The following is a 21,748-nucleotide window of genomic DNA, read 5'->3' on the forward strand; positions in this document are numbered from 1 at the left end:
ATTACGCTTGTCGTTTTTCTATTTTCCAATTTTAGTTTCATATCTAATCTTACTTATGATATAGTTATGAGGTCTGGAAAAATTCTTTGAAACGAGGAAATTAAACACATGAAACTTGCAGTAGTTACAGATAGTTCGGCGTATCTGCCGGAACGTATCAAGAACCATCCCGACTTATTCGTGATTCCAATCCCTTTGATTATGGATGGGAAAATTTATAACGAAGGAATCGATATCGAAGCGGATGAATATTATGGACTTTTAAAAAACAGTAAAGATTTTCCTACTACTTCACAACCTGTCGTAGGGGAAGTTTTGGCTTTATATGAGGAATTGAAAGAGAAAGGGTATGACACGATTTTAAGTATCCATCTTTCTTCAGGTATTTCTGGTTTCGTCAACACCTTATTTGCGATGAAAGACGATATCAGTGGAGTAACGGTCATTCCTTATGACTCTAAGATCACTAGTATGCCGATGGGACATATGGTAGAAGCTGCCTTAGACTTAAATGATGAAGGTCAGCCCCTTGATGAGATACTTGCGCATGTCGATCGAATTCGAGATAATACTTACGCTTATCTAATTGTAGATGATTTGAACAATTTAGTACGGGGAGGGCGATTGACCAATGGCGCTGCACTGATTGGTAGCCTATTGAAAATCAAACCGATCCTGACATTTTCTGAAGGAAAAATTGTTTTATTCGAAAAAATCCGTTCAAGTAAAAAAGCATTTGCTCGGGCTGAAGAAATCATTGGCAAAAGAAATAACGAAATACAACCGCCAGTCAAACTTTACGTGATACATGCAAACAATTTAGAAGTAGCGATTGCGGAAAAAGAGAAATTGCAGAAAAAATATCCAAATGCAGAAATCGAAGTTGGTCATTTTGGACCAGTCATTGGTACACATTTAGGCGAAAAAGCCATCGGCATCGCCATTTCAGCGCAATAATTCCTTTTATTCAAAAAACATACCAAAAATATTCTACATCATCTTGCTCTTTATTCACGCGATAAATGAACGTGCAGAAGAGCAAGATGATGTTTTTATGTATTTCTAACAAACAGGCTCTTTTTCTTTGCATTTCTCTCTTCAGTCATTTATAATGTCGCATATAGTTTAGTAAATTAGTAAACTACTGATTTACTAATTTACTAAAAATAGAAAGACGAGGAATTAAAATCATGGAAATACCTACAAATTTAAAACATAAACCAGTGCTCGTTGTAGAAGACTACGATAAAGTTGATGGAAGAAATGCATTGAATACGGACGCAAAAGGTCTTTCTTTGGGTCTCGCTCAATGGAATGACCGTGGAAAAGTCGACATATCAGGCAAAGTATGGCGACATACTGGAGAAAAATGGTCTCGACAATCAGAAGAATTACCAATTACACGTATTTTAGATTTAGCGATCTTAGCTGCACAAGGAAGTTTATACTTTCAAGATGCTTATCGTTATGAAAAATTCTATGATCCAGAAAATCCAGTTGTGGACATCATTGGTTTGCAGGGAAACCGGATGACAGTCGAGGTAGATACCAAAAATCCAAAGATCGATGAAGACATTATTTTGTATTACGATACACTACAAAAAGACGGAGAACTGATTGGGGAACGATTCCGTATTTTAAAACGTCTTTTAGATGAGTTAGGATATTAATAGACAGAGATGATCAAAAGGGGAAGAGAAGCATGGAGAATTTCTCACTAACAGAAAACCGGACCTTTTCACGGCTAGAAAAGCAAATGATCTGGAAGAAACCGAAAAGCCATCGGACAAGTGCAGAAGAGTGGCGGATCGCCTCTGAAATCAAAGAAAATTGGCAAGATCCTGAAATGAAAATCAGTAACGTTCTTTTAGAAGGAGACGCCGGATCGGGTAAGACACAGTTAGCAAAAGCACTATCTGCTGATTTGCAACTTCCCTATACAAAAGTGACATGTTTTGCAGATATGGATAAATCAGATGTGTTCGGCGCCTTATTACCTGTAGTAGATTCCGATAAAGAACAAGACCAAGAATTGCTGGAAGCTATTTACCAAACAGATACACTTGAAGCTGTACTGACACTGATCCAGAACCATTACGGCATTGATTCTTTTTCTGCCAAAGAAAAATTAGCAGAGTTAGTTCAAAGAATCGAAGCCGATTATCCAGATGCAATCCATTATAGTTATTATCCTTCTGAAATCGTTCGAGCGATCGAAAAAGGATATCTATTAGAGATCCAAGAGCCGACTGTCATCCGTGATGCTTCTGTTCTTGTGGCACTTAACTCAGCGCTCGAACCCAATGGGATATTGAATTTGCCAACAGGAATCATTCGTCGCCATCCAGATTGTATTATTGTCATTACCACAAATCGAAACTATCAAGGAAATCGACCCTTAAATGAATCCTTAAGAGATCGGATGCAGCATGCGGAAAAAATGGATCTTCCTGCCTTAGAAGTCATGGCAGAACGTGCGATGGCGAAAACCCAGATTCAAAATCAAGAACTCCTTATGAAGATGGCAGAGATTATCCGTTTATTGGATGAAACTGCAAAAGCAAATGCCATCAAAGGTGTAGCAGGAATGCGTTCATATTTTTATTGGGCGAATACCTATAAGCAAGGACAAGATTTACTCCAGTCGATTTATCCAAAAGTTTTGTATAAATTATCCACTGATCCAGATGAATTGGCGATCCTTGAGCAAGCTTTGTCTGAGAGTGGATTGCTATTGGAACTTCAAGACATTTTGAGAAAAGAAAAATGGGGCTATCCTCAAATAGAACCTCAATCTGAGCATGCAAAAGGAAGAACTATCAGCGCCGAAGAAGCAAACGAACGAAACATCACTGAAGATGCTGAAGAAACTTTGCGCTTAGATGAAAAGAAACAACTGTCTGCTGAAGAACCAAATGAGGGAGCAGAGAGACTAGAGAAAACAACAGAAAAAAACGAGATGCCTCCTCAAATGCAAAAAGAACGCAAGAGCGATATCGAAGGGAAAAATCAGAAGGAACAACAACAAACAGAAGAGGATTCCCAAGAAATGTCTGCCTCTGACATGGAAACACATGATAAGGAAATCAAGAAGCAATTAAATAAAGAAGCGCGGCAAATCATGAAGGAAACGATTCATGAAAAAGAAGGTCTCATCGTTCACCGACCAGCTTTCCAAGGAAAAACGCAAGAAGCACGTGAGCTACAAATGCAAGTCATGCCGATAGTAGAATCACTTAGCCGACAAATTTTAGAATTACTGGATAATGAACAAACAGAGACGTACCAAAAGGGAAAATATGAAGGACAGCGGTTTAACGCAAGTAGAGTAGCATATGGTGATTTGAGAAATTTTGACAAAAAGAACCCGCCACATGAGCAACCTTCCTTAGCGGTAGCTGTGCGGATCGATGAATCTGGATCAATGATACGGGATGATCGGATCGAAGCGGCAAAAAAAGCAGCGATTGCTATTGCAGAATTTGCTAAGAAAGTCGATATCCCCTTGTTGATTTACGGGGATACAGCAGACCGTTCAGCAAGAGAAAAAACTTCTTTGTTTTCTTATAAAGAATTTGAAGACGGGTTTCAATGGTTAAATGAAAAATTAGTCACTATGAAACCAAGACAAAACAATCGTGATGGAGCGGCACTTCGTTTAGCAGCGGAAAAATTAAACAGACAATCCGCCACAACCAAACTGTTGCTTAATATTAGTGACGGTCAGCCAAAAGCGTTGCCAGATTATACTGGCAAAAAAGCAAAAGAGGACATCCAGTCTGTTTTGAAAGAATACGAGCGTCAAGGCATATTATTTGTTTCCGCAGCTATTGGTCAAGACAAAGAAGAGATCAAGTCGATCTACGGTGAAAGCCGTTTTGTAGATATTACTGACCTAAATGAATTTCCCAAGCAAATGATTCAATTGATTGCCCGTTATCTATGATAAAATAAAGCTCAACGAACGCACTTAGCAGATTCGTTGAGCTTTTCGTTTCTAGTTACCGGTAACAAGGATACTTCTAAAATAGAATCGGTTATAATCAAGAGGGACCGTTAAAGGAGTGAAACGATATGATACAAGAACAAAAATGGTGGAAAGAAGCAGTAGGCTATCAAATCTATCCGGCCAGTTTCAAAGATAGCAACGGCGATGGACAAGGAGATATCAATGGGATCCGCGAAAAACTTGGATACTTGAAAGATCTTGGCATCGGATTTATCTGGATCAATCCAATCTATCAATCTCCATTTATCGATAATGGTTATGACGTAAGTGACTATCAAGACATAGAAAAGCGATTCGGGACGATGGAAGAGTTTGATTTATTGCTGAAAGAAGCACATGAACTGGGAATCAAAGTCATTATGGATCTTGTCATCAACCACAGTTCGGATCAGCATCAATGGTTTGAAGAATCGAAGAAATCCAAAGAAAGCCCTTATCGAGATTATTACATTTGGGTCGATGGAGTAGATGGCAAAGAACCAAATAATTGGACATCGATTTTCGGCGGCTCTGCTTGGGAATATTCTCACGAAACAGGACAGTATTATCTGCATGTCTTTGCGAAAGAACAACCAGACTTAAATTGGGAAAGTGAGAAATTGAAAGAAGAACTATTCAATATGATTCGATGGTGGCTAGATAAAGGGATAGACGGATTTCGCTTAGATGCGATTTCTCATGTAAAAAAAGATGAATATTCAGTAAAAGCCACAGAGAACCCTTTTTTTTCACCCTTTCAGAATGTCTCGGGAATCGAAGAACATTTGACTGATTTGAAACATGTTTTCGAAGAATACGATATCATGACAGTCGGAGAAGCAAGCGGCGTCACTGCAGAAGAAGGGCCGGAATGGGTAGGAAAAGACGGTTATTTCGATATGATCTTTGAATTCGATCATATCCATATTTGGCAGCAAGAAAAAGAAGGGCAATTAGACGTCCTTAAGTTAAAACATGCATTAAGTGCTTGGCAAACTTCCCTAGATGGTATCGGATGGAACGCTTTATATATGGAAAACCATGATGTTCCTCGTGCCGTTTCTGTGTTCGGAGATACCCGTCCCGAATTTTGGGCTATGTCTGCAAAAGCAATCGCTATGATGTATTTCTTTTTGCAAGGAACGCCATTTATTTATCAAGGACAAGAAATTGGAATGACGAATATGCCTTTTGAATCGATCGATCAAGTTGATGCAGTGGATTCGAAAAGACTATATGAAAGACTACTTGGATTTCCGGATTATAAGACAAGAGAAGAAGCATTGGATATTATTCGTGAAACCACCAGAGACAATAGCAGAACACCCATGCAATGGACTTCAGAAGAATATGCTGGCTTTTCTACACAGGAGCCTTGGATGATCACTAATCCAAATACCAAAACGATCAATGTAGAACAACAAGAACATGAACCGGATTCGATCTTGCAATTCTATAAGAACATGATCCGCATTAGACAAATCAATAAAGGCCTGATATACGGTTCTTTTAAAGAGTATCTTCATGAACATCCACAACTATATGTCTATGAAAGAGATTTAGAAGATGAACAGTATCTTATTATGGTAAACTTGACAGAATCATTTGCTGACTATGAACTCCCAAAAGAAGCAGATCAGTCATGGACATTACTCTTGTCAAATTCTTCTAACGGAAACTTTGAAAAAAAAGGAACACTAGCACCTTATGAAGCTTGTCTGTATAAAACAAACAATTAAAAAACTTCCTCGTTAAAGTTCAATAGTTGGACTTTCCGAGGAAGTTTTTCTGATTTACCCATCTTAATAATTTGCTCTAGGACCACCGATATATTTAGGACGAGAGCGAAGGGCTGTCACATGGGCTTGTCCCAAGGTTTTCAAACGAGGTCTGACAGGCACTTGGACATGTTTGATATGCATACCAATCGAAGTGTCACCGATATCGATGCCGGCTTGCCCAATTACATGCTCTACTTCGACAGGATCATTGAACTGCTCAAAAGCAGCAACAGAACAAGCACCTCCAGCATGTAATGCAGGAATAACAGAGACGATTTCGAATTTTTTTGCTTCTGCCACTGTTCGTTCTACCACCAATGCTCGATTCAGATGTTCGCAACCTTGGACAGCTAACGCAATTTCTTTAGGATCTAATAGCTCTTTTAACGTACGAATGATCCACTGACCAACTTCCGCACTGGAATTTTTTCCAATATGTCCACCGACGACTTCGCTTGTGCTGCACCCTAAAACAAAGAGATCTCCTTTTTTCAAGTGTGCCTCAGCCAATACGTCATTAACTATTTCAGTCAATTGAACTTTCAATTCTTTTTCTGACAACTTCATTCTCTAAAACCTTCTTTTCAATTAATATTGCTTCCGTGCTTGAATACGTTGAAGACTTGCAGTTATAGGAAAGGCAAGGCCCATACCGATAAGATTTTGAAAGATATTCCCTGGGATAGAAGCCACTCCAGCCGGCCAATCATACAAAATCCAACCGGCGATACCATAGCCGACGATCATAACTAAGCTTCCTAAAAAAAGACCAAATAGCCACATGCGAGTAGAAGATTTACTGAAAGATCCGGCAACATATCCTTGTAATCCGTGAATCACTAATGAAAAAATAGCCCATTGCGGATACCCTGAAATCAAATCGATTAATAGTCCACTGGAAGCACCGACAACTAATCCACCCATTGGACCATAAAGAAAAGAAGCAGTATAGATTCCAGCCTCACATAATGTCACAAAACCGTTCGTAGCCGGCACAGGGATCAAAATAGTTAATGAAAGTGCAACGGTCAACGCAATCAGCATCGCATAGATTGTTAGTTGTTTAGTTTTCATTTATCGTTCCTCCTTTTTGGATACCGCCAGACCAGACGCTTCCCGTATGATCATTCATCAGCACACCATTGGAAATACAATGGGCAACAAATTTTTTACTTTCTGCTACGGCTTTTGAAACATCTAATCCTAATACAAGATTCGCTGTTATTGCAGAAGAAAAGGCACAACCGGCACCATTTACTGTTGGGGTGTCGACTTTTTTCTGAGAAAACACCTCCTGATGGTCAACTGAATAGAGAAGATCCACAGCTTGTTCGCCAGCCATCCTTGTGCCGCCTTTTATTACAATTTTCTTTGCTCCTGAAGCAGTGAGCTCTTTAGCGAGATGGATCATTTCTATCAACGAAGAGGGGAGAGCTTGACCAGAAAGTAAAGCAGCTTCTGCCAAATTAGGCGTAATCATCGTAACAAGTGGAAAAAGTTCTTCGATGAGCTGTGAAATATACAATTGATTGATCACAGATTCAGTTTCTTTGAATGCCAAAACAGGGTCTAAGATGATTGGGATATTTTGTTTTGCTTTTATGAAGTCTCGAACAACCATGATTGCTTCACTTGAATTTAATAACCCGATCTTGATTCCATCTAATGTAGTCATTTGATCAATTGAAGCCAACTGTCGTTCAAGCAATTCTGAAGGAATAGATTCCAAGATAAATCGCCCATTCGTATCTAGTACCCCTATAGATGTCAGGGCGCTTAGCCCGAATAGACCAAAATCTTCAAAAGTTTTTAAGTCTGTTTGGATTCCTCCGCCAGCAAATGGATCAGAACCACCAATCGTCAAGATTCTTTTCATAACATTTCCCTCCATGAATAAGAGTATAACGAAATTTTCAAAAAAGAAAAACAGCCAATTGGCATATTTTTATCTCATCCAATTTTCAAAAGAAGCGAAAAGGGAATGTGACAAAAATCGTGTCACATTCCCTTTTTCCAATAAACGGTCTTCAATTAGCTGGTCCTCGATATTAGCTCAACAAACGGCAAAATATGAGGAACCACTTTTATTTGGCTGTTCTTATTACTTGATGCAGGACAGCTTTTTCACAACCACTTAAAAACGATTAGTTGTTTTGTGTTTTTAATTCTTTCTCGATTTGAAGCCGCTGAACTTTCATTGTAGCTGTTCGCGGGATTGCATCAAAGTCACGGATGATAGGGGCGTTCAAACGGGGAAGTTCATGGACTTGCTCCCACCAGCGATTCCAATCCATTTCTTTATCAGGGGCTAAAGCAATAATCGGCTGTGGAGAATGATTTTTATCCCTTACAATCACTACTTCTGCCAAAAAATCTAACGAATCTAATAAAAAGTCTTCAATAGCTAATGTACTGTTGATCGTTTCGATCAAATCTACTTGCCGATCTTTCAAAAATAGGTGACCACGCTCATCCATAAATCCGTAATCTCCGCTATCCCACCAATCGCCATAAACATTTTCCTGGAACCGTGCATCTTCCTTATAATAAGTCAAAGCCCGTCCTTTAGACAGTAATTGTATATGACCATCTGTATTTTCAGGAAGGACATTCCCAACTGAATCTGTGATCCGAGCGCTTGTCATGTCTTCCAGTCCAACGCCCATATCTCTTGCATCACTCGTTTTCAAACTTTCCAGTGTATGAGCCTTAAGAATCATTGGTCCACATTCACTTTGGCCATATACTTGAAGGAATACCGCATCTTGTGTTATTGATGTTCGCAAAAATGTTTCCATTGTCTGATTGTTTATGGCATCAAAAGTAGAGTGATAATAACGGATACCAGAGAAAGCTTCTGGATGTTCTTTAGCAGTAAAACTCCACTGAACAAAGTTATTCGGATGAGTCTCTAATGCGATTGGTCGGTGGGTTTCCAACATACGAATAATTTTTGAACTTTGTGCATCTGCTAAAGGCATCATAGGAAAACCCATGGACATCAAAGAAGAGATGCCAATATTGAATCTAGAATGTACGGGGGAAATGTGAAAAGCGATTAATTTCTTTTCTGAAATTTTTGCAAAAACAGTTTTTTGCCATTTCGTTCGCCAACCCATAGAATGAGCAGAATGACAAATAAGCTTAGGGATACCAGTTGTACCAGAAGTATGGGTCATATAAGAAATTTCATTTTTAGCTAAAAACGATTGGGGAACAGGAAAAGTAGGTTGCTCCAGTAAATAAAAAATAGGAATCTGTTTTGACTTAGTCCCGTTTGAAATTTCTCCCACTCGTTTTTTTGTCTCATCATCAAATAAAATGAAGGGGTCTTCTAAACGGTCGATAAATACTTCCATTGTCGCTGTTGGTAGATGATAAGAAGTCATGACAGGCACTGCACCAAGGTAAGACACAGAAACAGCGAGAAGGTATGTGTCAAAAGCGGAACTCTTATAGATAATGACTTTGTCTCCAGATTTCACACCAAGATGGGCCAATTGATAAGCTCGATCTAACACACTTTCAAAGCATTTTTTGTAAGTTGTTTCAAGTCCTAACTCAGGAAAAGCAGAAAGCGGCTGATCACAGATAATCGGGGTCTCGGAAAAGCCAGCTGCGGCTTCTTGAAAATTCGTAAATAAATTCAAAGGGGAATACGTTATGGTCTCCATCATTCACACTCCATTATCTTTTGTTAAGTAATATACAAACTCAAGATAATCGTAACATAAACCTTTATACAATAATATAGTTTATTGTGAAAAAAAGTTCAGGTTCCTATGTGACAGAAACCTGAACGAATGCCGCTAATTCGTGATAAGAAAAATCAACCATTTTTTCCCAGATTTCTTGAAAAGAGTGGGAAGATAGGTATCGATTACCGCATAAATAGTTTACCGCGTCAGCATCATCTAAATATAGTTCGGTATAATAGCGATAGGTTTTTCGGCATAATTCTGGTGATACATTCTTATACACTGTGATTTTGCTCAAAATTTGGCGAATAGTCCGAGGAGAAATTTGTTGATCATGCGAGGAACGAAAAACAAAAGAATTTTCGTCCGTATTTTGTGCGGTTAACTTAAAATAGTTCTCCAGAAACGGCATCGCTTCTTTTGGTATTGGTACTTTACTCAATCTGTTTTCTTTTCTATTCAGATTAAGAATCTGCTTGGTCAAAGATACATCTTTACGTTTAAGTTCTACTACTTCATGGATCTTTAATCCGCAATACAGAAGAATGGCAGTAATCGCAAGGTTCCTCGGTCTATTCTTTTCTTCAAAGCTAGCTTCTCTGCTTGTTTGAAAGCCTTCAATCGGGATAAACAAATGCTCAAAATCTTTGAAAAGTTCTGCATCGATATATCGCGGAGCTGCTTTAGTCGTTTCCGGTAAACTTGTACCCAAAAGAGAGATCTCTTCTTCAATTAGTCCTTTTTGATATAAAAATCGTAAAAAATGATTTAATGAATATTGCTTCCTCGAAATCCCGTAATAGCTATTTTCAAACAATTGCTCCGTTTCTTGGTTCGCTGTAGTTTGGAACGAACGAGTATGTCGATAGATTTTAGCTAAGAAATTCTGATAATCTTGTTTTTCTAAACGGATAATCAGCTGATCATCCACTTCTTCAGAAAATACTTTTCTCAAATAATCAGTAAACAAATGGAAATCTTTTGCATATTCATAGCGACTACCTAATGATAAAGAAGAACGATTTTCTTCTAAAAACTGTTGAAAGACGGAAGGGAGCAAATGTGTACGTTGTTTTAATTTTTCTTGCAGTTGTTTTCTAGTTTTGCTGTCCAATACAAATCCCTCCAGTTATTGTTCATTTCCTTTATTTTACCGCATTTCCTCAAATGACGATAGGGAATTTGTCTTGCTTTGATAACGAACATCCATGTAACTGTCTTTTAAAAGTCTTTACAAAATCAGAGGTGATTCTCTTAGTTTTTAAGAAGCCCTTAAGTTTCACTTGCAACAATAACTACAATTTCAAATAAAAGCAGGTGAGTATATGTCAGCTATTCTATTAATTCCAATCTACGAACCCACAGAAAACACTGTATTCTTCATTAATCAATTAGCACAATCTGTAAACGTACCGATTATCATTGTTGATGATGGAAGTGGGAAAACCTATCAAAAACTGTTTCAGCGAATGGAACATCCTAATATCACTAAAATCAGCTACTTTGACAACAAAGGCAAGGGATATGCATTAAAATTCGGCTTTTCAGTTATACTTGATTCCTATCCAGACATTACTGGCGTTGTCACAGCAGACAGTGATGGTCAGCATGAAATCGAAGACATCCAAAAAATGCTAGTGGCAGTAGATCGATTAGCTGGTCAGGAATTCCTTTTGGGTGTAAGAGATTTTTCGTATGAAAACACGCCCTTTCGAAGCTATTTCGGGAATCGAATGACGAGCGGTTTTTATTATCTTTCCTCAGGTATCCACTTACAGGATACACAAACAGGACTGAGGGGATTTTCTATCTTTAGTTTATCTGAACTGCTCAAAATCGAAGGAAATCGGTTTGAATATGAAATCAATCAACTGCTAGTTTTACCAAAGATCGGCTATCGAATGACTACGATCCCTATCAAAACAATATATAGCGATGGAAATAAAGGTTCCCATTTTCGAATATTCCAAGATTCCTATCTTGTTTATCGTCCGTTCATTCGTTTCTTTTTTTCCTCGATTTCCTCTTCATTGGTGGATATTGGACTATTCTATTCCATTATATTTTTTATTGGAAATCATACAATGGCTTCTTTGTTGATTGCTACCGTACTTTCTAGAGTACTATCAGGAATTTTCAATTATCAAATGAATCGACATTATGTGTTCAGAAAACAAAGAGCCCGTACTGCTTTTTATAAATACAGCTTGCTGTTTCTCCTTCAACTGATTTTAAGTTGGCTAGGTGTGTCGATCCTTTCGGTTATTATTCAGTCGCTTTTGCTTTGTAAGGCCGTTGTGGATATTTTATTGTTTTTTGCCAGTTTTTCGATTCAAAGACGCATAGTCTTTTGTTAGGAGGAAATCTTTATGAAACATTTTTTACGAAAAAAATATATGTGGGCATGTCTATCGAGTGTTTTCTTGTTAGGAAGTTCAAGTTATATATTATTAAAAACATTTGTTTTGCCTCAGGAAATAGCAGCAGTAGAATCGGTATCCAATGAGACTTCCACTTCGACAACAGACACAAAAAATACGAGTAACTCAAGTTCTTTTGAACCAGTGATTACAGATAATAGCTACCAAGATGAAAATATCAATATCACATTATCTTCAGAACGTGTTGATGAAACCACAGTTTATGTTGCTGATATTACAGTAAGCGATTCTAGCTATTTAAAAACAGCTTTGGCAAACAATACGTATGGACGCAACATCAAAGAAACTACATCTGCGATCGCACAAGAACAACAAGCGATTTTAGCGATAAACGGAGATTATTATGGTTTTAGAGATACAGGATATGTACTTAGAAATGGCACACTATATCGTGATACACCTAGTGAAGATGAAACAAAAGAAGACTTAGTAATTGATAAAAATGGTGATTTCTCAATAATAAAAGAAGCAGAAACATCTGCTGAAAAGCTAGTAGAAGAAGATGTACAACAAGTTTTATCTTTTGGTCCTGCTTTAGTTGAAGATGGAGAAGTCACTGTTTCTGAAGATGAGGAAGTGTCGCAGTCGATGCAAAGTAATCCACGAACCGCAATTGCTCAAGTTGGAACAAACCATTATCTCGTTGTTGTTTCAGAAGGTCGAACAGATGATAGTCAAGGGTTGAGTCTCAGCGAACTAGCAACTGTATTGAAAAATCATGGAGCAAAAACCGCATATAATTTAGATGGTGGAGGGTCAACAACGCTTTATTTCAATGGAAAAGTCATTAATCAAACAGTCGGCGGAAGTGGAAACTCTGAACGATCTGTCAGCGATATCGTTTTTATAGGTTAAGAAAAGGGGTATAATTATGAATAAGAAAAAAACGTTTTATAGTTATTTTATTAGTTCAGTCATTCTTTTCATCTTTCAATTGGTTTATCATCATTTTAGCCACGGGGTCACTTCACAAGCACTGAAATGGGTCTGGGTTATTCCAATGGTAGGAGGGGCATTCCTTTTTATTTTCGAAAAAATATTAAATACTTTTCGAAATCGCCTGGCTTTCAATTTATTCAATACGGGTTTGGCTAGCTATATCGTCGGAATAATTCTTAAAGGAATATTAGAAATAGCTGGAGCTTCATCACCTTACATAGGAATTTATCCTATGATAGGAACGATTATACTAGGAATCAGTCTATTTATCTATATAAGTAGCTTGCTTATTCAAGGATTGGATAAATAATACAATCGTAATAAATGGAAAATATAAGAAATTTTTTCAAAAAATTTCCTATAGGAATAAATGCACAAATGACTATTTTAGTGATATATATTTTGCTATTAGCATAGATATTCCAAAATTTCAATTAAAATGTTTTAATCTAATTCCAATCTAAATATTTGTAGAAATCAATCGTCTCCTATAGAATAAATTTATAAGTAAAAATATATCAATCATAAATCTATTTGCTAGGAGGAATTTACATGGAAGACAAAAATTTAACAGTCATCGGTAGCTACAGTACAAGGGATGAAGCATTATCAGTAATCGAACGGTTGCGTAACGAAGGGTATGATCGAGATGATATCGTTATTTATACTACTGATGAAGCAGCAACTAGACTAGGATTCGACGGATTATCCGGCATAGATGTTGAAACAGACGAGAATCGGATGGATGGCGAAGAAGATCGCTCTTTATGGGAAAGAATAAAAGACACTTTTTCTTTTGATACCTATGATTCTGAGACGGCTACGCCAGAAAATGATCCTTTATATCAGTATAGAGGAGATATTTCTGCTGGAAAATTTGTCATCACAGTAAAAGGCTATCGTCAGCCAGAAACAACAGAAGACACAATGGATACACAAGATACTGTTAGCCCAGCAAGCACAATGGGAACAGGACTAGGGACTGGGACTGGCACTGATCCAATGGACGTAGATGGCACGACAGGCTTTCAAAATACAACAGATCCACTGAATATGACACCAGGAACTGATCCGATGGACGTACCTGGCGAAGCTGATTCTATGGGTACAAAAGAGACGGAAGACATCGATCGCAAACCAAATCTAGATGATGATACGATTCAACTAAAAGAAGAAAAATTAGATGTAAATACACATGATGTTACAACTGGAGAAGTCGACATCCACAAACATGTGGTCAACGATACTGAAACGGTAGAAGTACCGGTCAAACGTGAAGAAATCGTCATCGAGCGCAAACCAGTAACAGATCCATCTTCACAGGGTACAGACGAAAACTTGGAAGATGACACGATCACTATCCCAATCAAAGAAGAGCAAGTAGATGTTAGCAAGCATACAGTTGTTCGTGAAGAAGTGGGAATTCATAAAGAAGAACATGAAGACGTTGAAAAAGTGACAGAAGATGTTAGCCGAGAAGAATTGGATATTGACACAAGCGGTGATGTACACATTGAAGACCGCAATAAAAAATCTTAAGCGTAAGCTAAAGAGGTTGTGACAGAAGTGGTCAGCTTCAAGAAATAAGAAGGAGTTTACGAAATTTGTTTCTCAAATTTTTGTGAAATTTCGGCTTATTTTCGAAGAAGCTACTTCTGGAACACCGTTTATTCGGAAAACAGGGTTGTGACAAGATTATTGTCACAGCCCTTTTCCTAGTATGTTTTAGAGTTAAGCATTATTTTTTAGGCTTCAACGGTAATTGGACTTTAAAATCAACTCCTTGTGGAAGATAATTGGATACAGAAATTTGTCCGTGGTGCTGTTCGATTATCTGTTTTGCAATCGCCAATCCAAGTCCGTAACCGCCAGTTTCCTTCGCACGAGATTGATCTTCCCGATAAAATCGATCAAAGATTCTTACTTGATCTTCTTCACTGATAGAAGGGCCAGTATTCTTTACGTGAATCAGCCATTCTTTATGGTTAACAGACGAATCTAAAATAATTTTATCTTTTGGATTCGTATATTTTAAGGCATTATCTAGCAAAATAACCAAAACTTGATGGATCTTTTTTTCGTCAATTGGTACTTCTGATGTTGCCTCGTTATGAAGGATAAACTCCTTTCCGTCTATGGTGGCCATCTCTTGAAATGGTTTAACAAGGTTTTCGATATATTCCTGTGTATTGATCATTTGTTTTGAAAGTAGCTGCTGATCAGAATCATTTCGGGCAATCGTCAGCAGATCTGAAGTCAATCCAGTGAGCCGTCTCGTCTCTGACAATGCTTGAGCAATACTTTCAGATTCCTCAATGATGGTATGATCAGGTTTGGTAAACAGATGTTCCAAACTATTTTGAATAATCGTTAACGGTGTACGTAATTCATGAGAAGCATTTTCGACAAATTCTTTTTGTCTTCTCCAAGAAAGAATGATAGGGCGCATGCTTAGACTAGACAAGTAATAACTAATGCCAATTGAGATAAGCCAGAAAACAACCATACACAAAATCATAATTGTGCGAAAAGTTGCTAATGAATTTTTGATTTGATTTGTATTTTCTAAAATTTGGATATAGGCAACACCAACTTGATTCGTCTCTGCTTTTTTCGTTATCGAGCGGAAGGAGAGGGTAGATGAGTCGTTTTCTTCATTTAATTCAATATTTTGGATGGTATTCAGATTTTTTGTATCCATTTTTAATTCTTTGATCTGATTGAAGCGTCCACCAATAGCTGCCTTATTCAATATCTCACCATTTTCAGACCACAAGATCACTTGAGTGTTAAATCGGTCATTTGATGGTTCCATCAATGGTTGTTCCATGTTTGTTCTGTTTTGTTCCATTTGATTCGGGTTCAAAAAGGGATCACCTTGCTGATACCTTTGTATCTCTAATTGTACTGTCCGAGAATCAAAATCTGTTTTCTCTAATGAAAGATCCGTTTCTCTATACGCAGATTGGTTCAATATCTGTAAAGTAATAAACCCCAGAAGAAAAAAGATCAAAGCAAATGCAGCTACATTCGTTGCAAAAAAACGGCTACGCTGCTTGCGTGTAATATCTCCATTCATTGCATCACACCCCTTGCAATATATAACCAACATTACGTAAAGTTTTGATTTCTTTATCTAGTCCAGTACTGCGTAGATGTTTCCGTAAATTGCTCATGTAAACTTCAACAACTGTAATCGTCGTATCAGAATCAAATCCCCAGATCCGATCAAATATCTGCTCTTTTGTCAAAATGATTCCTTTATTTTGTAAAAAATAAACGAGTAATTCAAACTCTTTTCCTTGTATGGGCAAAACTTGTTCTTTATACAATACTTCATTACTTTTTAGATCACAACTGATATCCTTATACTTCAGAATGTTTTCATCAAAGAGACCAAGCGATCGTTTCAATAATGCTTTCACGCGCATGATCAATTCTTCTCGATAGAACGGTTTTGTCAGATAATCATCTGCACCACGTTCAAATCCTTCAATCTTATCTTCCAAACTATCTTTTGCTGTCAAAATCAATACAGGAGTCTGTATTTTTTCTTTCCGTAACTTTGCTAGGACTTCATAACCATTCATTTCCGGCATCATCAAATCCAAGATTGCAAGGTCATAAACACCGCTTTCCAACTCAAACAGTCCTTCACTACCGTTATAAACTTGTGTTATCTCACCAATTGTTGTGAGTATTTCTTTTATATTATTGGATAATACCTTATCGTCTTCTACTACTAATAGTTTAATCATTTTCCCACCTCATTCATTTGGTCACTTTAGTTTAACATGGATAGCATAAAATTGGCTTAAATAATCAAAGAATCCACTTATCTATTAAATTAAGGAGAATTTAAGTTTGTTTACATAGACTCGTTGTTATAATCACCAAACAGTAAAGGGGAGAAAACATGAAACTAAAAAAAGTATTTCAAAGAAAAGAAAACAAATATTTATTGACCGAACAGCAATTTCCTCTTTTTTTCGAGCAACTTGAAAAAAAGATGGCAATAGACGAATACGGGCTTCATACAATTATGTCTCTGTATTATGATACGAAAGATTTTCAGTTTATTCAGCATTCGATGGATAAACCAATATACAAAGAAAAATTCAGAGTAAGAAGCTACGGAATCCCTAGCGAAGAGAGTACTATATTCTTGGAAATCAAAAAGAAAGTAAATGGGATTGTCTATAAAAGAAGGCTGCCTGTGGATTACTCAACATACGAATGTTGGTTGAAAAGTAAAGATTTTTATTTAAGAAACAACGTAGACAGTAATCAAATCAACGAAGAGATCTTTTGGTTGTTCAAGCAGCACCCAGATTTGACTCCACAAGTATTGATCTCTTATGACAGAATATCTTTGTTCACTGACGAAGAAGTAGAATTCCGAGTGACCTTTGATCAGAAAATTCGTTTTCGAGATACCTGTCTTGATTTAAAAAAAGGAAGTGGCGGACAGCTAGTTGCACCTGAACTTGGTGTGCTAATGGAAGTAAAGGCAATGGGGGCTTATCCATTATGGTTTGTTGAACTGTTAAATAAATTTACAGTACGAAAAAGCAGTTTCTCAAAATATGCAGAAACGTACAAAAGACATCTATTTGTTCAACATAAGGAGGAAGAAATCCATGCTATCTAGTCTGTTTGAATCAGGAACAACCATTCAGTTTACCGATTTGCTTTTGTGTATCTTTGTCTCATTAGTTTTAGGATTATTAGTTGCATTTATCCATATGCAGCGAAATGTTTATACTAAAAGCTTCGTCGTAACTTTAGCTGTTTTACCGGTGCTTGTTCAATCTGTCATTATGCTAGTTAATGGTAACCTTGGCACTGGTTTAGCAGTAGTAGGCGCCTTCAGCTTAATTCGTTTCCGCTCTGTTGCAGGTGGTTCTCGTGAAATTACCAGTATTTTTTGGTCAATGGGTATCGGGATCGCTACTGGAATGGGATACGTAGTTTATGTTGTGTTATTTTCTGTTATTGTAGCTTTATTTTTATTGTTTCTATATTTATCACCTTTTGGAAGCAGAGAAAAAATTGCCGAACGAGAATTAAAAATAACAATACCAGAGGATTTAGATTACCCAGAATTATTTACAGATATATTTGAAGAATATACTTATACCAATCATTTATCTTCTGTGAGAACAACAACAATGGGAAGTTTATATGAACTACGCTACGTTATTCTGATGAAAGACCAAGGAAAAGAAAAAGAATTGATTGATCGAGTTCGTGTTAGGAATGGAAATCTGCCTGTCGTATTAGGAAAAGTCGCTACAAATCGCGATGAATTGTAACATTGAAAGGTGAGGATACTAGATGAAAAAAACAATTTATACAATGCTCCTTGCAAGCTTGTTTCTTGCTTCTTGTTCACAATCATCATCTAGCAACAAAACGAGTAATACCGAAACAAGTAACTCATCGTCTCAAACAAGTAATAGTACATCGGAAGAGTTAGCTAATTACTATGGGAAGTACGAGGAAGAAGATTTATCAACAGAATACGATGAGACCTCAGCAACAAAAATAACGTTAGATGAAGAACCGGTTATCAATGGAAACGGAGCAACAGCAGAGGGAGAAACAGTAACGATCTCAGAAGAAGGAACATACGTCCTCAGTGGAACGCTTTCTGATGGCCAGCTCGTTATCAATGCGTCGAAAGAAGCAAAAATCCATTTGATCTTTAACGGTGTCTCTATTACTAATACAAGCGGATCAGCCGTCAATATCCAGCAAGCAGAGAAGGTGATCCTAACATTAGCTGACAATAAAACGAACAATCTAAAAGATGGTGAAAATTATTCTTTTGCTGAAAATGAAACAGAACCCGACGCAACATTATACAGCAAAGAAGATTTAACGATTAATGGAACCGGCACGTTAAAAGTCAATGGAAATTACAGCAATGGAATCAGGAGCAAAGATGATCTTGTACTCGTTTCAGGAACATATGAAGTTACTGCTAAAAACAATGCTATCAAAGGAAAAGATTCTGTTTCTATTCGAAACGGGAATTATAACTTGAATACAACAGAAGGGGACGCTATCCAAGCAAACAATACAGAAGATGAAACAAAAGGATACGTAGCAATTGATGGTGGTACTTTTGAAATTAGTAGCGGAAGAGATGGCATTCAAGCAGAAACAAATACAACTTTACAAAACGCTGAGATGACAATCAAAACTGCAGATGGGGCAAATAGTCAAACTATAAATACAAATGAAAGTTACAAAGGAATCAAAGCTGGAAATCAAGTAAAAATAAGCAGTGGGACCTACTCCATAGACAGTGCTGATGACAGCATCCATTCCAATAACACTTTTGAACTTACTGGCGGTACAATTACGGCTAAAACTGGAGACGATGGTATCCACGCAGATAATGAATTGACAATCAGTGCAGGTGTTGTTGACATCCAACAGTCTTACGAAGGAATAGAATCAGCTGTGATTAACTTCAAAGATGGACAAACAAAAATAGTAGCCAGTGATGACGGGGTAAATGCCGGTGGAGGAAATGACACAAGTCAGGAAAATGGAAAATTTGGTGCTGATTCATTTGGCGGAGCTCCAGATGAATCAGATGACAGCAAACAAATAACGATTAGCGGAGGGACTCTGTCAGTCAATTCTGAAGGAGATGGATTAGATAGTAACGGAAATATCACTATGTCTGGCGGAACAGTTACTGTTGATGGACCGACAAATGGCGGAAACGGCGCATTGGATTATGGAGGAACATTTGATGTATCCGGTGGCTCACTGGTAGCTGCGGGTGCAAGTGGGATGGCGCAAACAGTTAGCGATTCTTCTACACAAGGTACCATTGCAATCACGTTTGATTCGGTTCAATCAGCTGGTACTTTGATAAGCATCAAAAATAGCAGCGGTGATACTGTGGTCACATATCAACCCGCAAAAGATTATCAAACAATTGTTATTTCTACAAAAGAATTGATCACTGGAGATACTTACTCGATTGTCAGTGGTGGTACTGCAAATACAGAACCACAAAATGGGTTATTTGATACCGGATCAGAAACAACTGGAACTGAGCTTGGTTCATTTACACTCTCGGAAAACACAGCAAGTGTCTCACAGTCAGGTGAAACTATTTCAATGAGTCAGATGGCGGGACCCGGAGGAAGATAACAAGTAAAATGATCCTAACATTATGAATCAACAAAAGATGTTTCATAAACAGATAATTATGATTGAAAATGAAAGAATAACTATTGATATACTTTCGCCCTAAATCTCGTTGGATTGCAAAAGGTATCCAATAAAAAGAAACAGCTATGTCTATTTGTCCTGACATTTTTATCAGGATGGTAGAGTATACATAGCTGTTTTTTGATTGTTTATAGCTCAAATAAGCGGATCAGTTCTTCTTCATTTGCGAATGACACACTATCATCAATCAACATATAAGGAACATGGGTATTCGGAATTGGTTGATTCGTGACGATCAGGTCATACTCAAGAAGATTGTATTTCGAAAGTTGATCTTCAGTGATAGCAGTTGTTTCAGAGTGAATCTTATGCACAGCAAGAACATCACTGACATATTCTTCAATGTATCGACTATGTCGAAGACTTAAGTCACTGACGATCAGTATTTTTTTATCGGAAGTATAATGGTGTATTTCAGGATTACCGATAAGCATCCAAAATATATAGCTAGATAAATAATAAATCAAATTTCGATTCAGTAGGGTGGAATAAAATTGAAGTTCTGCACGAAATCCAGCATATAGACGTATATGGCGATGTTGCATCTGTTCCGCAAAGAAAGTGGCACGGATCGTCAAATGAGTCGTATCGTATGGAAAAATACGTGAGAAAAAATAAATTTGAGTTAAGAGTCGAACAACAAATTCTTCGTTTTTTTCTTTGCAATCAGCAGATGAAAATGAACAGTAGGATATATTTTTTCGTATCTGTTCACTGATTTCATTTTTTTCTTTCTCCGAAAATTCCGAAAAAATCGTATTGACAAAATAGTTCACTACTTTTATATAGCTGCTGTACTTCAATTTCCCTAAAAGATTTTTCAAGATCAAAAAGTCTTTTTTATCTATATTTATCAACTTTACATATGGGTCTCCAGCTTTCCATTCGAATGGATTTCCTTGTGATTCCCGCATAAGATGCACAACAAAATACATAATAAAGAAAGATTGCTCATAAGGACTTTCTTCTTGAAATAAATTCAACTGACAATTGTTCTTTGACATAATTTCTTTGATCTTCTTTTTTTCGATTGGAAATGGCAAAGTCCGTCTTCCATAGTAGCTTAAAAAGAAAAAGGTGACAAAGATACGCAGCTGGAGCTCACTTTTCAGGCTAGTCAACTGAAACCCTTGGTCGACGATTACTTTTAATAAATAGCTTTCTAAAATTTGATTGCATTGTTTCAACTTACGCGTAAAAGAAGAACGACTAATCGAGATTTTTTCACAATAATACTCGATCGTTTTACCCGGATTGACAATGATTTCATTTAATAGACGACTATTTGTAGAACTTTGTGACATTTCCATTAGCACATTTAAATAAGCCGGTACATTCAAATGTTCAAGTCGATACCCCAATTTTTGTGAAGACTGAATCGTTACATCCGTTCCCCAGCGGATTTTGATTTCTTCGATATACCTTACAAACGTAGATTCCGAACTACCGATTCGTTTGGCAAGTTCTTTTTTAGTCATCCACTTGTCAGAAATGGATAGAATCCGAATGATTTTTTCCATCTTTCTATAGTTTCCTTCCAGCAACCTGATCATATGTTTTTCTCCCTCAACCCTTTTCTTTAATGAAACGCTCATTAATCAAAGGAATCAACGTCATAAATGAAACCAATTGGTATGAAAATTG

Annotated in this window: 19 protein-coding genes; 11 read left to right on the forward strand and 8 right to left on the reverse strand. The window is 37.2% G+C overall.

What is annotated here, in order from left to right; genetic code table 11:
• The first annotated feature begins 108 nt into the window (after positions 1 to 108).
• From AB3I00_RS08170 to AB3I00_RS08185, 4 genes are all read left to right on the forward strand, one after another.
• The gene (locus AB3I00_RS08170) at positions 109 to 957 is read left to right on the forward strand and encodes a DegV family protein (protein WP_002290771.1); all 849 of its coding nucleotides are present in this window, start codon (positions 109 to 111) and stop codon (positions 955 to 957) included.
• Positions 958 to 1,190: 233 nt separating this feature from the next.
• The gene (locus AB3I00_RS08175) at positions 1,191 to 1,670 is read left to right on the forward strand and encodes a DUF6530 family protein (protein ID WP_002290778.1); all 480 of its coding nucleotides are present in this window, start codon (positions 1,191 to 1,193) and stop codon (positions 1,668 to 1,670) included.
• Between the two features lie 32 nt (positions 1,671 to 1,702).
• The gene (locus tag AB3I00_RS08180; protein WP_104764410.1) at positions 1,703 to 3,946 is read left to right on the forward strand and encodes an AAA family ATPase; all 2,244 of its coding nucleotides are present in this window, start codon (positions 1,703 to 1,705) and stop codon (positions 3,944 to 3,946) included.
• A gap of 128 nt (positions 3,947 to 4,074) precedes the next feature.
• Complete coding sequence (locus AB3I00_RS08185) at positions 4,075 to 5,727, forward strand: alpha-glucosidase (RefSeq protein ID WP_104764409.1); 1,653 nt, start codon at positions 4,075 to 4,077, stop codon at positions 5,725 to 5,727.
• Positions 5,728 to 5,790: 63 nt separating this feature from the next.
• On the opposite strand, the gene AB3I00_RS08190 is transcribed toward AB3I00_RS08185, so the two are convergent.
• The 5 genes from AB3I00_RS08190 to AB3I00_RS08210 all read right to left on the reverse strand — a co-directional run bounded on the left by AB3I00_RS08190 (position 5,791) and on the right by AB3I00_RS08210 (position 10,581).
• Positions 5,791 to 6,336 carry a TIGR01440 family protein gene (locus tag AB3I00_RS08190; RefSeq protein WP_002290783.1) on the reverse strand — a complete coding sequence of 182 codons (546 nt, stop codon included), beginning with the start codon at positions 6,334 to 6,336 and terminating at the stop codon, positions 5,791 to 5,793.
• Positions 6,337 to 6,357: 21 nt separating this feature from the next.
• Positions 6,358 to 6,843 (reverse strand): ECF transporter S component, encoded by a 486-nt coding sequence (locus AB3I00_RS08195; RefSeq protein WP_002290784.1) that lies wholly within the window; start codon positions 6,841 to 6,843, stop codon positions 6,358 to 6,360.
• Positions 6,833 to 7,645 (reverse strand): hydroxymethylpyrimidine/phosphomethylpyrimidine kinase, encoded by an 813-nt coding sequence (locus AB3I00_RS08200; protein ID WP_002315008.1) that lies wholly within the window; start codon positions 7,643 to 7,645, stop codon positions 6,833 to 6,835. The genes AB3I00_RS08195 and AB3I00_RS08200 overlap by 11 nt, the downstream gene beginning before the upstream one ends.
• 268 nt (positions 7,646 to 7,913) lie before the next feature.
• Complete coding sequence (locus AB3I00_RS08205) at positions 7,914 to 9,446, reverse strand: AMP-binding protein (RefSeq protein ID WP_368025037.1); 1,533 nt, start codon at positions 9,444 to 9,446, stop codon at positions 7,914 to 7,916.
• 103 nt (positions 9,447 to 9,549) lie between these two features.
• Entirely contained in the window at positions 9,550 to 10,581 is a 1,032-nt protein-coding gene (locus AB3I00_RS08210) for a tyrosine-type recombinase/integrase (RefSeq protein WP_002292437.1), read from the reverse strand.
• Positions 10,582 to 10,792: 211 nt separating this feature from the next.
• Between AB3I00_RS08210 and AB3I00_RS08215 the strand changes: the two genes are divergently transcribed.
• From AB3I00_RS08215 to AB3I00_RS08230, 4 genes are all read left to right on the forward strand, one after another.
• The gene (locus AB3I00_RS08215) at positions 10,793 to 11,824 is read left to right on the forward strand and encodes a GtrA family protein (RefSeq protein ID WP_002292436.1); all 1,032 of its coding nucleotides are present in this window, start codon (positions 10,793 to 10,795) and stop codon (positions 11,822 to 11,824) included.
• A 12-nt stretch (positions 11,825 to 11,836) separates the two neighbouring features.
• Entirely contained in the window at positions 11,837 to 12,763 is a 927-nt protein-coding gene (locus AB3I00_RS08220; protein WP_002292435.1) for a phosphodiester glycosidase family protein, read from the forward strand.
• A gap of 16 nt (positions 12,764 to 12,779) precedes the next feature.
• Positions 12,780 to 13,157, forward strand: a complete 378-nt coding sequence (locus tag AB3I00_RS08225; RefSeq protein ID WP_368025038.1) for a hypothetical protein — start codon at positions 12,780 to 12,782, stop codon at positions 13,155 to 13,157.
• A gap of 242 nt (positions 13,158 to 13,399) precedes the next feature.
• Positions 13,400 to 14,386 (forward strand): DUF2382 domain-containing protein, encoded by a 987-nt coding sequence (locus tag AB3I00_RS08230; RefSeq protein ID WP_002292433.1) that lies wholly within the window; start codon positions 13,400 to 13,402, stop codon positions 14,384 to 14,386.
• Positions 14,387 to 14,585: 199 nt separating this feature from the next.
• Here the strand turns inward: AB3I00_RS08230 and AB3I00_RS08235 are convergent, their stop codons facing one another.
• Both AB3I00_RS08235 and AB3I00_RS08240 read right to left on the reverse strand, forming a co-directional pair.
• A complete protein-coding gene (locus tag AB3I00_RS08235) occupies positions 14,586 to 15,926 on the reverse strand; it encodes a cell wall metabolism sensor histidine kinase WalK (protein ID WP_002290385.1) in 1,341 nt (446 codons plus the stop codon).
• 4 nt (positions 15,927 to 15,930) lie between these two features.
• On the reverse strand, positions 15,931 to 16,605 hold the full coding sequence (locus AB3I00_RS08240; RefSeq protein WP_086286024.1) for a response regulator transcription factor: 675 nt from the start codon (positions 16,603 to 16,605) through the stop codon (positions 15,931 to 15,933).
• A 158-nt stretch (positions 16,606 to 16,763) separates the two neighbouring features.
• Here AB3I00_RS08240 and AB3I00_RS08245 point away from each other — a divergent pair, with 158 nt between their 5' ends.
• Genes AB3I00_RS08245 through AB3I00_RS08255 form a run of 3 tightly spaced genes read left to right on the forward strand, consistent with a single transcriptional unit; the run spans position 16,764 to position 20,023 of the window.
• A complete protein-coding gene (locus AB3I00_RS08245) occupies positions 16,764 to 17,498 on the forward strand; it encodes a polyphosphate polymerase domain-containing protein (RefSeq protein ID WP_002290387.1) in 735 nt (244 codons plus the stop codon).
• Positions 17,488 to 18,162 carry a DUF4956 domain-containing protein gene (locus AB3I00_RS08250; RefSeq protein ID WP_070769907.1) on the forward strand — a complete coding sequence of 225 codons (675 nt, stop codon included), beginning with the start codon at positions 17,488 to 17,490 and terminating at the stop codon, positions 18,160 to 18,162. The genes AB3I00_RS08245 and AB3I00_RS08250 overlap by 11 nt, the downstream gene beginning before the upstream one ends.
• A 22-nt stretch (positions 18,163 to 18,184) precedes the next feature.
• Positions 18,185 to 20,023, forward strand: a complete 1,839-nt coding sequence (locus AB3I00_RS08255; RefSeq protein WP_070769906.1) for a carbohydrate-binding domain-containing protein — start codon at positions 18,185 to 18,187, stop codon at positions 20,021 to 20,023.
• Between the two features lie 209 nt (positions 20,024 to 20,232).
• On the opposite strand, the gene AB3I00_RS08260 is transcribed toward AB3I00_RS08255, so the two are convergent.
• Positions 20,233 to 21,624, reverse strand: a complete 1,392-nt coding sequence (locus tag AB3I00_RS08260) for a helix-turn-helix domain-containing protein (RefSeq protein WP_070704600.1) — start codon at positions 21,622 to 21,624, stop codon at positions 20,233 to 20,235.
• Between the last annotated feature and the right edge of the window lie 124 nt (positions 21,625 to 21,748).

This window comes from Enterococcus sp. C76, assembly GCF_040886985.1.
GTDB lineage: Bacteria > Bacillota > Bacilli > Lactobacillales > Enterococcaceae > Enterococcus_B > Enterococcus_B lactis.